This window comes from Caulobacter sp. AP07, assembly GCF_000281955.1.
Classification (GTDB): Bacteria; Pseudomonadota; Alphaproteobacteria; order Caulobacterales; family Caulobacteraceae; genus Caulobacter.
The window spans coordinates 1-11,497 of the sequence record NZ_AKKF01000265.1; the positions used below are offsets into that span (position 1 = coordinate 1).

15 protein-coding genes are annotated in these 11,497 nt (G+C 69.9%); 1 reads left to right on the plus strand and 14 read right to left on the minus strand.

Annotation, left to right across the window (positions count from 1 at the left end; genetic code table 11):
• Positions 1–56: 56 nt before the first annotated feature.
• The 8 genes from tolQ to PMI01_RS23195 all read right to left on the minus strand — a co-directional run bounded on the left by tolQ (position 57) and on the right by PMI01_RS23195 (position 6,640).
• Positions 57–755 carry a protein TolQ gene (tolQ, locus tag PMI01_RS23160; RefSeq protein WP_007675067.1) on the minus strand — a complete coding sequence of 233 codons (699 nt, stop codon included), beginning with the start codon at positions 753–755 and terminating at the stop codon, positions 57–59.
• Positions 756–1,064: 309 nt separating this feature from the next.
• A complete protein-coding gene (gene ybgC / locus PMI01_RS23165; RefSeq protein ID WP_007675068.1) occupies positions 1,065–1,508 on the minus strand; it encodes a tol-pal system-associated acyl-CoA thioesterase in 444 nt (147 codons plus the stop codon).
• A gap of 132 nt (positions 1,509–1,640) precedes the next feature.
• Positions 1,641–2,687 carry a Holliday junction branch migration DNA helicase RuvB gene (gene ruvB, locus PMI01_RS23170; RefSeq protein ID WP_007675069.1) on the minus strand — a complete coding sequence of 349 codons (1,047 nt, stop codon included), beginning with the start codon at positions 2,685–2,687 and terminating at the stop codon, positions 1,641–1,643.
• A 121-nt stretch (positions 2,688–2,808) separates the two neighbouring features.
• Complete coding sequence (gene ruvA / locus PMI01_RS23175) at positions 2,809–3,423, minus strand: Holliday junction branch migration protein RuvA (protein WP_007675070.1); 615 nt, start codon at positions 3,421–3,423, stop codon at positions 2,809–2,811.
• Positions 3,420–3,941, minus strand: a complete 522-nt coding sequence (ruvC, locus tag PMI01_RS23180) for a crossover junction endodeoxyribonuclease RuvC (RefSeq protein ID WP_193352459.1) — start codon at positions 3,939–3,941, stop codon at positions 3,420–3,422. Before ruvC ends, ruvA begins: the two co-directional genes overlap by 4 nt.
• Before the next feature lie 89 nt (positions 3,942–4,030).
• On the minus strand, positions 4,031–4,969 hold the full coding sequence (locus PMI01_RS23185; protein ID WP_007675073.1) for a nucleoside hydrolase: 939 nt from the start codon (positions 4,967–4,969) through the stop codon (positions 4,031–4,033).
• A gap of 59 nt (positions 4,970–5,028) precedes the next feature.
• Entirely contained in the window at positions 5,029–5,718 is a 690-nt protein-coding gene (locus tag PMI01_RS23190; RefSeq protein WP_007675075.1) for an MgtC/SapB family protein, read from the minus strand.
• Positions 5,719–5,884: 166 nt separating this feature from the next.
• Positions 5,885–6,640 (minus strand): YebC/PmpR family DNA-binding transcriptional regulator, encoded by a 756-nt coding sequence (locus tag PMI01_RS23195; RefSeq protein ID WP_007675076.1) that lies wholly within the window; start codon positions 6,638–6,640, stop codon positions 5,885–5,887.
• A 108-nt stretch (positions 6,641–6,748) separates the two neighbouring features.
• Here PMI01_RS23195 and PMI01_RS27625 point away from each other — a divergent pair, with 108 nt between their 5' ends.
• Positions 6,749–7,045, plus strand: coding sequence for a hypothetical protein (locus tag PMI01_RS27625; protein ID WP_007675077.1), 297 nt, complete (start codon positions 6,749–6,751; stop codon positions 7,043–7,045).
• 59 nt (positions 7,046–7,104) lie between these two features.
• On the opposite strand, the gene PMI01_RS23205 is transcribed toward PMI01_RS27625, so the two are convergent.
• From PMI01_RS23205 to PMI01_RS23230, 6 genes are all read right to left on the minus strand, one after another.
• Complete coding sequence (locus tag PMI01_RS23205; protein ID WP_007675078.1) at positions 7,105–7,518, minus strand: organic hydroperoxide resistance protein; 414 nt, start codon at positions 7,516–7,518, stop codon at positions 7,105–7,107.
• Between the two features lie 139 nt (positions 7,519–7,657).
• A complete protein-coding gene (locus tag PMI01_RS23210) occupies positions 7,658–7,996 on the minus strand; it encodes an endonuclease domain-containing protein (protein WP_007675079.1) in 339 nt (112 codons plus the stop codon).
• Positions 7,997–8,124: 128 nt separating this feature from the next.
• The gene (locus PMI01_RS23215) at positions 8,125–8,946 is read right to left on the minus strand and encodes a TIGR00282 family metallophosphoesterase (protein WP_007675080.1); all 822 of its coding nucleotides are present in this window, start codon (positions 8,944–8,946) and stop codon (positions 8,125–8,127) included.
• Between the two features lie 6 nt (positions 8,947–8,952).
• Positions 8,953–9,552: a 5-formyltetrahydrofolate cyclo-ligase gene (locus PMI01_RS23220; protein ID WP_007675081.1), complete on the minus strand. Its 600-nt coding sequence runs from the start codon at positions 9,550–9,552 to the stop codon at positions 8,953–8,955.
• A gap of 25 nt (positions 9,553–9,577) precedes the next feature.
• Positions 9,578–10,075, minus strand: a complete 498-nt coding sequence (locus tag PMI01_RS23225) for a methyltransferase family protein (RefSeq protein WP_007675083.1) — start codon at positions 10,073–10,075, stop codon at positions 9,578–9,580.
• A 290-nt stretch (positions 10,076–10,365) separates the two neighbouring features.
• On the minus strand, positions 10,366–11,376 hold the full coding sequence (locus PMI01_RS23230) for a L,D-transpeptidase (protein ID WP_007675085.1): 1,011 nt from the start codon (positions 11,374–11,376) through the stop codon (positions 10,366–10,368).
• Positions 11,377–11,497 lie beyond the last annotated feature (121 nt).

The following is an 11,497-nucleotide window of genomic DNA, read 5'->3' on the forward strand; positions in this document are numbered from 1 at the left end:
GGCGACCGCGGCGGCCGCCGGTGGCGAAGGCGTCATTCGCGGACATCGCCATAAGGTCAGACCCGCTCGCTCAGGCGACGCTGGATGGCGGTCGACAGGTCGTCGGCGAAGTTCTCCAGCCGGCCGGCGTACTTGCCCGCGTCGGTCGAGAACTTGTTGTAGGCGATATAGGCCGGGATGGCGGCGATCAGGCCGATGGCGGTGGCGAACAGCGCCTCGGCGATCGACGGGGCCACGACGGCCAGCGAGGTGTTCTTCGACAGGGCGATGTTCTGGAAGGCGTGCATGATGCCCCAGACCGTGCCGAACAGGCCGATGAACGGCGAAGCGGTGGCGACGATGGCCAGGCTGCCCAGGCCGTCCTCGGCCTTGCTGCTCTCGCGGGCGATCATGGTGTCCATCATCCGGTCGATGCGCTGGATCAGGAAGGCCGCCTGGCCCTCGCCCAGCGCGCCCTTGACCTTGGCCTCGCGCCATTCCTTCAGGGCGGCCTGCAGCATGCGCGGCAGCGGGTCGCGCGGAGCGGCCCCGGCCTGGGCCGCGACCTCCTCCAGCCCCTGGCCCGAACCGACCTGGTCCTCGAATCGGTTGGCGGCCCTGTTGGCCGCGCCGAAGCGGAACAGCTTGTCGATGATCACCGCCCACGAGCCCAGCGACGCCACGATCAGGCCGATCATCACCGCCTTGACCACCCAGTCGGCCTGAAGGAACAGCGAAATGAAGGAAAAGCTCTGGGGGCCTGCGGCGGCGTCCATGCGGGGTCCTGCTCCGTTGGGGCGTCTAAATCGTTGGAGGAGGTGATAGCGCACCCACTCCGGTTCCGTTGCGCCTTACTGGCATGAAGCGGGGCAATGGTGAAACTATGACGATAGGCGGGCGAGTGGGTTTTTTGCCGGTCGCGGCATGTGCTTTGCCCGCCTTCACGCCCAACCGCCTCCTATTCGTCATCCCCCGACTTGTTCGGGGGACCCAAGCCGAGCTGACGGAGAGTTATCGGTGACGCAGCCTGGGTCCCCCGCATGAAGCGGGGGATGACGGACGTGAGTGTTGCGGCGGATTTGAAATCAGCTCTCGAACCACGGCGCCAGCCGCGCCACCATCTCCGCCGTCGGCTTGCGCGGCCGCCCGTCCAGGGTGATGCAGACCGCCTCGACGCCGGCCACGGCGATCAGTTCGTCGCCGCGGGTGATCCGCTGGCTGACGTGCAGGCGCGCGCCCTTCACGCGGTCATAGGTGGTGTGCACCACCAGGGCGTCGTCGACCCGCGCCGCCCGCTTGAAGTCGATCTCCATGCGGGTGAGGGCGAAGGCGGTGTCCACCGCCGCCAGCTCGGTGTGCGAGATCCCGACCATCCGGAAGAAGTCGCTCCGCCCGCGCTCGAAATAGCGCAGGTAGTTGGCGTGGTAGACGATGCCGGTGAAGTCGGTGTCTTCGTAATAGATGCGGACGGGCAGCTGGTGCTCGCGGCCGTCGAAGACGCCTGATGAAGGCTGGGGAATCTCGCTCATCTTGATTTGCTCACTGCACTTGCCCCCTCCGCGCCTTCGGCGCTCCTCCCCCATAGGGGGAAGAGCCGCGCCGAGCGAACTCCGCCCCCTATGGGGGCGGACAGGCGGCGCAGCCGCCAGGTGGGGGCCAGTCTATTCATCCCCGAACAACCCGCCCTGCACGATCTTCGGCGCCGAGACCGGTTCCTGCAGACCCAGGTGCAGATACGCCTTGCCGCAGGCCATCCGCCCGCGCGGCGTGCGTTGGATGAAGCCCTGCTGCATCAGGTACGGCTCGATGACGTCCTCGACGGCGTCGCGGGCCTCGGCGATGGCGTAGGCCAGGGTCTCGACCCCGGCCGGGCCGCCGCCGTAGTTCTCGATCAGGGCGCGCAGGTAGCGGCGGTCGAGCGAGTCCAATCCCAGCTCGTCCACCTCCAGCCGCGCCAGGGCCATGCCCGCCGCCTTGCGGTCGATCACCGACGCCCCGTCCGCCGAGGCGAAGTCGCGCACCCGGCGCAGCAGGCGGCCGGCGACGCGGGGGGTGCCGCGGGCCCGGGCGGCGATCTCGGCGGCGCCGTCCTCGGCCAGCGGCGCGCCCATCTTGCGGGCCGCGCCCAGCAGCACGTGCTGCAGTTCCTTGGGGGTGTAGAACTCCAGCCGGATCGGGATGCCGAACCGGTCGCGCAAGGGCGTCGCCAGCATCCCGGCCCGGGTCGTCGCCGCCACCAGGGTGAAGGGGGCCAGGTCGATGCGGATCGAGCGCGCAGACGGCCCCTCGCCGATCACCAGGTCCAGCACGTGGTCTTCCATGGCCGGATAGAGGATCTCCTCCACGGTGGAGGGCAGGCGGTGGATCTCGTCGATGAACAGGACGTCGTTGGCTTCCAGGTTGGTCAGGATCGCCGCCAGGTCGCCGGCCTTGTTGAGCACCGGGCCGGAGGTGGCGCGGAAGTTCACGCCCAGCTCGCGGGCGACGATCTGGGCCAGGGTGGTCTTGCCCAGGCCCGGCGGACCGAACAGCAGCACATGGTCCAGGGCCTCGCCCCGGCCCTTGGCGGCCTCGATGAAGATCCGCAGATTGGCCTTGGCCTGCTCCTGGCCGACGAATTCGGCCAAGGTCTGGGGCCGCAGGGCGCGGTCGCTGGCGCCGGGGATCTGTTCGCCGTGTTGCGGTTCGCCGGAGATGATGCGGGTCATGGGCGGAAGGCCCCCTCAGTCGCTTCGCGACAGCTCCCCCAGAGGGGGAGCATCTGGGCGACGTAAATCCTCCCCCCTTGGGGGAGGTGGCCCGGAGGGCCGGAGGGGGCCAGCGCCGCCCTCACCGCCCCAACTCCTGCAATCCCGCCTTGATCAGCGCCTGCACGGTCGCCTCGTCGCCCAGCTTGGCCGCCGCCGCCTCGACCACGCGGCGGGCGTTCACCTCGGCCACGCCCAGGCCCATCAGCGCCGCCACCGCGTCGCCGGTCGGGGCCGGCTTGGCGGACGCCGAGGGCGCGGCGCCCGGCGCGGTCATCAGCACCGGCCCGTCGGTGATCGGCTTGTCCTTCAGTTCGGTGACGATCCGCAGCGCCAGCTTCGGGCCCACGCCGGACGCCCGGCCGACAGCGGCCTTGTCCTCGCGCGCCACGGCCGAGGCCAGCTCGGCCGACGACAGCACGTCCAGCACCGCCATGGCGGCCTTGGGTCCCACGCCCTGGATGGCCTGCAGCAGCACGAACGCCCGGCGGTCCTCCCGCGAGCCGAACCCGTAGAGCCGCAGGCCGGCGCTCTCGCTCCACTGGCTCTCGATGTGCAGCAGCGCCTCTTCGCCCAACGCCGGCAGGCGCTGCAGGGTCCGCGACCCGCAGCGCACGACGTAGCCCACGCCCATCACGTCGATCAGCGCCTCTTCCTCGCCGACCTCGGCGACGGCCCCGCGAAGACGACCGATCATGCGACCCTCCGGTTGGCGATGCGCAGGTTGGCGTGGGTGATGGCGACGGCCAGGGCGTCGGCGCAGTCGGCCGTGGTCTTGCCGGCCGTCGGCAGCAGGCGGGCGATCATGAAGCCGATCTGGGCCTTGTCGGCCGCCCCGGTGCCGACCACCGCCTTCTTGACCAGGCGGGTGGAATATTCGGCGACCAGCAGACCCGCGCGCGCCGGAGCGATCAGGGCGGCCGCGCGGGCGTGGCCCAGCTTCAGCGTCGACTGGGCGTTGGTGTTGAGGAACACCTCTTCGACCGCCGCCTCGTCCGGACGATGGTCCTCGATCACCGCGCAGATGCCTTCGAAGAGATGCAGCAGACGGCTGGCGAAGTCGGCCTTCTCGTCGGGGACGATCACCCCGTGGGCGACGTGGCTCATGCGCGAGCCCTCGACCGTGACCACGCCCCAGCCGGTGCGTCGCAGGCCGGGGTCCAGCCCCAGGATTCGGATCGGGATGCGATTCGCGTTCATCATGTGTTCTCGCACCATCGTCCCTTTTCCGCCGCAGGAAAAGAGGACCGCGCGTTCCAGCAGAAGACGTGACTTGCCTAACGAAGTCTTAAGCCGCCGCGCCTTCAGGCCTGACGGCGGGCGACCTCTGCGGCGCAGAACAGCCGCTCCAGGATCAGGGCCTCGACGGCCGGCGCCTGCACGGCGACGCAGACCTCGGCGTTGGGCTCGCCCTCCACCCGCTGCAGCCGGCCCATCGCCGCGCCGTCGATATTGACCCGCAGGCGGGCGGGCTCGAACGTGTAGAGCTCCGGCGCGATCAGGCTGACGGCGGCCACCACGTCGTGCGGATGACAGCCCTCGATCCCCCAGGCCTGGCGGTGGAAGGCCGCATAGGGGCCGATCGCCCGGTTCAGCCGCGCCGACAGTGGCGTGCCACAGGCCGTCGCCCCGGCCGCCATGGCCTCGAGCGTCAGGGTCACCCGCGAGGTGACGTCCAGCGGCACCAGGCGCGGCATGACCCCGGCCCCCAACACCCGAGCCAGGGCCTCGGCGTCGCTCCAGCTGTTGAAATCGGCCCCGCCGGCCGCCATGCCGTCGATCGCGAAGGCCCCGGCCATCACGGTCGGCCGCCAGCCGCGGAAGGCCCCGGGGTCCTCCAGCAGGCCCTGGGCGAGGTTGGTCAGCGGCCCCAGGAACAGACCGGTCAGCTTGCGGCGCGCGCAATAGGCCAGCAGGCTGACCCCGTGGCCGTGATCCAGTTCCGGCAGTTTCCAGCGCTGCGAGAAGCCGGCCCCGTTCAGGCCGTCGACGCCGTGGGCAGGGCGCATCCGCTCGACCCGTCGCTTGGCCAGGCCCGAACCGGCCCCGATATAGACCTCGGCCCCGCAGCCAGCCAGCCGCAGCACGCCCCGGGCGTTGGCGGCGGCCTGGTCGACATAGGTGTTGCCGAACACCGCCGAGACCGACGCGATCTCCACCGCGTCCGGCGAGCGCGCCAGCATGGCCAGGGCCAGGGCGTCGTCCACGCCACAGTCGGTGTCGATATGCAGGCGCAACGGCATGGGGGGATTGTAGGCGCTTGGCGTGACGGGGAGAAGATGGCGTGAAGCGCGGACGGCCCTCAGTCCTTGCGCGGCAGGATGTCGAACTCCACCACCCGGGGGTCGGCCCGCAGGGCCTCCGCCAGGGTCTCCAGCTTCAAGTCGCTCCGGCACGAGAACGGCCCGGCCAGTTCGAACACCGCTCCCCCCTCGACCAGGCGCTGGTTCAACCGTTTACCCTCCAGGCCGAAGGTGTCCAGCAGCCGCCGCAGTTCCGGCTCGTCGATCACCGCGTCGCGGCGCGATCGTACGGTGATCTCGGCGAACTCCCTCTGCGGCATATGGAGGTCCAGCCAGCGGGCGAAGGTCAGGATCAACAGCGCCAGCACCGCGCCGCCGATCGCCAGCTCGTAGAGGCCGACCCCGAACAGGACGCCGATCGCCGAGGTCGTCCACAGCGACGCCGCCGTGGTCAGGCCATGCACCGAGGCGCCCTGCTGGAAGATCACCCCGCCGCACAGGAAGCCGATCCCGGTGAGGATGCCGTGGGCCATGCGCACCGGATCGATGCGCAACACCGATTGGGGCGCGCCCTCCAGCCAGGTGATCTGGTGCACGGCGCCCAGCATCAGCAGGGCCGAGGCCAGGGCGACCAGCATGTGGGTGCGCAGACCGGCGGGCCGGCCCCGATACTCCCGCTCGAACCCGATCGCCCCGCCGGCCACCAGGGCGCCGAGGATCGGGAGGGCGAATTGCAGGGGCGCGTCCATGGTGGAGGTAACGGACGAAGGGGGAGGTGGCTCCCTCGCGCGTCCCCTATCTCAAACGTCCGTCATCCCCCGCTTCATGCGGGGGACCCAAGCGGCGTCACCGATAGTTCCTGGTCAGCTCGGCTTGGGTCCCCCGAACAAGTCGGGGGATGACGGTATCTGGGGATCACCCCAGTTTCGCGACGTCCTCGTCGCTGATCTCTTCGTTCGAATAGACCGCCTGCACGTCGTCGTCGTCGTTCAGGGCGTCGAGCAGCTTCATCAGGGTGACCACCGCCTCGCCGGTGACCGGGACCTGCAGCTTCGGGCGCCAGGCGATCTTGGTGTTGGAGGCCGGGCCGAACTTGGCTTCCAGGGCGGCCGAGACCTCGTTGAGGCTCTCGAAGGCGGTGTAGACGGTGTGGCCTTCGCCCTCTTCGTCCATGTCGGAGACCACGTCGTCGGCGCCGGCCTCGATGGCGGCTTCCATCATGTCGTCTTCGCTGGCCGCCTTGGCCGGATAGCTGACCTGGCCGACGCGGTCATAGTTGAAGGCCACCGAATTGGTGGCGCCCATGTTGCCGCCCAGCTTGGTGAAGTAGGAGCGGACATTGGCGGCGGCGCGGTTGCGGTTGTCGGTCAGCACCTCGACGATGATCCCGACGCCGCCGGCCGCGACGCCTTCGTAGCGGATCTCGTCATAATTGGCCGCGTCGCCCATCTGCGACTTCTTGATCGCCCGGTCGATGACGTCCTTGGGCAGGCTTTCGGCCTTGGCGTTGTTCACGGCCAGGCGCAGGCGCGGGTTCATGTTGGGGTCGGGCAGGCCGGCCTTGGCCGCCACGGTGATTTCCCGCGACAGCTTGGAGAACAGCTTGGAGCGCGCGGCGTCGGCGCGGCCCTTGCGGTGCATGATGTTCTTGAATTTCGAGTGGCCGGCCATTCGGAGGCTCTTCTCTGATCTGGAAATGGAAAGGTAGGGCGCGCTTCTACCGTCTGGCGCCCCATATTGTCATCCTCCAAGCTTAGAAGACCACGCTGGAGGCGTTCGATGACCCCGTCCGATTTCCTGTCCGAACCGTTCGATCCGGCTCGCCTCGGGGCGCTCGAGGCGCAGGACCAAGACGCGATCCACGCGGTCGACAAGGCCCCGGCGATGGCGACGGCCGCCGGAGCGCTGTCGGCGGGCGCGGCCGCGCTGGGCGGCCTGGCCGTCGGGGCGCTGGCGGTCGGAGCCCTGGCCATCGGCGCGCTCGCCATCGGCCGCCTGTCGATCGGCCGGGCGAGGATCCGCCGGTTGGAGATCGACGAGCTGATCGTCGGCCGCGTAACGGAACGGCGGCGGTAGGGCTATACGGTCGGGGACATGCCCTTGCGGCATGTCCCCGGTCGCGCAATCCAGCCGCCTCAGGCGACCTTCAGCTCAACCTCCACATTGCCCCGCGTCGCCTTCGAGTACGGACACACCTCGTGGGCGGCGATCAGCAGCTTCTCGGCCGTCTCGCGGTCGAGGTCCGGCGCGTTGAGGGTCAGGCGGGCGCCGATGTGGAAGCTGACGTCGTCCTTGATCAGGTCCACCTCGCTGTCGAGGCTGTGCTCGCCCAGCTTGACCCCCTGGTTGCGGGCCACCAGGCCCAGCGCGCCCAGGAAACAGGCCGCGTAGCCGGCCGCGAACAACTGCTCGGGATTGGTCCCCTCGCCGTTGCCGCCCATCGACTTGGGATAGCCCAGCTGGACGTCCAGATGACCGTCGTCGGTCTTGGCCGTGCCTTGTCGGCCGCCGACGGCGTGGGCGTGCGCGGTGTAGATGGCGTCGGTCATGGGAGGCTCCTTCGGGGGTTGAGGTCGCGCTGCGAACTTGAGACCGAAGGTGTGACGGGCGCAAGCGGCGCCTCATGCTTGAAACCCTCTCCCGGAGGGGAGAGGGAGGGGCCCGCGCGAAGCGTGGGAGGGTGAGGGGTCACGCCCTCAGCCGGGGCGCCGCGCCGATAGCCTCGGCCACGCCCCCGGGATCGGCCAGCACGATCTCGTTGTTGAAGCGCAGGACCCGGTAGCCGCAACGTTCCAACACCTCGGTCCGCGCGGCGTCGTATTCGGTGCGATCGTCATGCGTCGGACCGTCCAGCTCGACGATCAGGTGGGCGTCGCGGCAGACGAAGTCGGCGAAATAGCGCTCGATCGGGACCTGGCGGCGGAACTTGAAACCGTCGAGGCGGCGACCGCACACGATCGCCCAGAGCTTTTCTTCAGCGAGGGTTTGATGGCGACGTAGGCGCCGCGCGTTAGGGATCGGGTCCATGGAACGAGCTTGGCTTCGCTCGGGGGCGTGGCAAGCGAAGTAACCGGGGTTTTACCTTTGGCGGCGTCACCCCTCACCCTCCCACCGCTTCGCGGCGGGCCCCTCCCTCTCCCCTCCGGGAGAGGGTTTTAAAGGCTCGGCACCGTCTCCTTCAGCCGCCCCCCCACCCGGATCGGCTCGACCCGCACCGCCAGGCCCGTGCGGTCGTCGGTCTCGACGAACACGCCGCAGACCGTGGCCGGGCCGCTGGCCGGGGTGTAGCGGCCGCCGCTGATCTTGGTGGTGAAGCGCCGCAGAGGCTCATCCTTCTGGTTGCCGATCACGCTGTCATAGTCGGCGCAGGCCCCGGCGTCGGTCTGGTAAGCGGTGCCGCCCGGCAGGATCTGGGCGTCGGCGGTCGGCACGTGGGTGTGGGTGCCGACCACCAGCGAGGCGCGGCCGTCGCAATAGTGGCCCATGGCCATCTTCTCGGAGGTGGCCTCGCAGTGCATGTCGACCACCACCGCGTCGGCCACCTGGCCCAGCGGAGCCTTGTCCAGCTCGCGGTCGGCGGCGGCGAACGGGTCGTCCATGGCGTCCATGTGCACCCGGCCCAGCAGGTTGATCACCATGATGGTCCGGCCGCCCTGCGTCTGGAACAGGTGGCTGCCCCGGCCCGGCGCGTCCGACAGGATCGGGTAGTTGGCGGGGCGGATCAGCCGCGGCTCGCGGACGATATAGGTCAGGGCCTCGCGCTGGTCCCAGCTGTGGTTGCCCAGGGTCAGGCAGTCGGCCCCAGCCTCGAACAGTTCGCGGGCCGTGTTCTCGGTGATCCCGAAACCGGCGGCGGCGTTCTCGGCGTTGATGATCACGAACTCCAGCTGGAGCTGGCGACGCAGGGCGGGCAGATGGTCGGCCAGGCCGTCGCGGCCCGACTTGCCGACGACATCCCCGAAGAAGGCAAAGCGCATGGGAGATCAGTCCTTTTGGACGGCGATATACTCGCTTTCCGTCAGAATGGCGTCCAATCGTTGATCATGGGGCTCGACGGGCAGGCCGTGGGTCTCCTGGCCGGCATAGGCCAGGCCCAGGGCGAACACCGCGCGCCGGCTCCGCAAGGCCTCCAGCGCCCGGTCGTAATAGCCGCCGCCCTGGCCCAGCCGCCGGCCGTCGCGATCGAAGGCCAGCAGGGGCACGACCACCAGGTCCGGCTCGACGGCGGGGCTGGACACGTCGGGGGAGCTCAGGCCGATCTCGTCGCGGGCCAGCGGCTGGCCCGGCGTCCAGCGGCGAAACACCATCGCGCCCTGGGCGTCCTCGGCCCGCGGCAGGGCCAGGCTCCAGCCCTGCTCGACCAGCCAGTCGCCCAGATGGCGGGGATCGATCTCCGAACCCAGGCCCACATAGAGCGCGGCCACCTTGCCGGCCGGATCGGGGAAGCGGGCGCCCAGCGGGGCGCGACCGGCGTCCACCAGCCTCCAGTCGGCCTGCGGATGTTCGCGGGCCAGCTGCCGGCGGCGGTTGCGCACGAGCATCCGCAGGGCGGTCTTGGCGGTGGCGGGATCGGCGTGGACCATGGTTCCTGTGTCTGCCATCGCCGCGCTAGGGACGCCAGGGCCTCAGGCGCGGCAACCATCGCGGCACGTGGCGGACATAGGCCTCGTAGCCGGGATGGTCGGCCCGCAGCCGGGGTTCCTCGTAGGAGACGACGAACAGGTGCATGGCCAGCCACACGGCCGCGCCGTAGGCCAGCAGCGCCGGCTGTCCCAGCAGCAGCCCCTGGCTGAGGATCAGGGTGACCACCGCGACGTACATGGGATTGCGGACGAAACGATAGGCGCCGCCGACCACCAGGGTTTCGGGCGGGGCCACCGGGGCCGGGGTGCCGCGGCCCTCCAGGGCGAAACGGGCGAAGCTGTCCAGCAGCACCAGCAGGGCCGGCGCCATCAGCGCCGCGCCCAGCCACCGGCTGGCGGCCAGATCCAGCAGCGGCGGGGCGAAGGTCCACCGCGTCAGCCACCACGGAACCAGCCCGGCCACGACGCCCGGCGCGACGACCAGGAAAACCGCGCTGCCCAGCAGGGATGCGACCCGGCCCATGCGGGCCTCCGCTCATGGGAGAAAGGGGGAGAAGGTGGCGGCGCCGCGAAGAACCGTGAAGACGTTTCAATCCACTCGAACCTGTTTGTTACAGGTGGGCTCCGTGTTCCCGCAGCCACGGCCACGGGAGGGAACAGATCCCGATAGAGAGATTAAGGTCCCTGGGAATAGAAATCTTCGACGAGGGCCACAGCTGACCCGCCGTGGAGCAATATAGGGCGTCAGGCCGGCGTGCGATAGGGGCCGACGCATTGGCCGCACCCTAATCTCGCGGCGGGCCACGTCCGGCCCTAAGGCGTGGGCGTCACGCTGTCGAGGATCGTCAAGGGCCGGCCCGGCTCGCCCTCGCCGACGCTGGACTGGGTGACCAGGATCGTCGCGCCCGGCTTCAGCTGGCCCTTCACGGCCTCGTAGAAGCCGCGCGGCATCCTCACGCGGTTCAGGGCCGCCTCGTCCAGCGGCTGGCCGGCGTCGGCGTCATGGCCCGGCACGCCGACATAGAGCCAGCGCTCGGCCCCGCCGGGGCCGGTGGTCAGGTTGATGACATGGGTGCCCGGATCATCGTCGGCGATCTGGGCCCGGCTGCGGCCGATCTCGACGCCGTTGCGCAGCACCACGATCGCCTGGTCGCGCTTGGAGACGACGATGGTCAGCGGACCGGTCGGCGAACGCTCCGGCGTCCAGCGGTATTCCTCGGCGTCGAGTCCTTCCGGCGGGCGCGCCGCGCCGGTCGCGTCGATGGGCGCCAGCAGCGGGGCGTCGCTGGCCTGCATCGGCTTGGCCGCGTCGCCGGCCACCACGACGGTCGCCCCCAGGGTGGTGATCTTGAACAGGGCCTGGGAAAAGCCCATCGGCAAGTGCACACAGCCGTGGCTCTCGGGATAGCCTGGCAAGCCGCCGGCATGCAGCGCCACCCCGTCCCAAGTCAGGCGCTGCTGATAGGGCATGGGCGCGCTGTTGTACTTGTTGGATTTGTGGTCGGCGTCCTTCTGCAGGATCGTGAACACGCCGGTCGGAGTCTCGTAGCCGGCCCGTCCGGACGAGATGGTGCTGACCGCGATCCGCACGCCGTTGCGATAGACCGTGGCCAGCTGCCGCGACAGGTCGACATAGACCAGCAACGGTCCCTTGGGGGCGATCTGCGGAGCCCAGACCCATTGGCCGGGCTTGAGCTGGTCGGCCATCCGCGCGAACTCGGCCGCGGAACTGGCCTTGGCGCCTTGGGCATGGGCGGTGGAGGCGCAGAGACCTGCGGCGACCGCCGTCGCGATCATCAGGCGGCGGCTAAGGGTGACAGTCATTCGGCGCTCCGACCTCGCGGCCAAGGAAGACCCCCGCACCGACGCTACAGGCGCCGGCGCCACGGCGCCACCCTGGCGAGAACCTGGCTTCGAGGGCGCCCCCCAAAAAAAACCCTCTCTC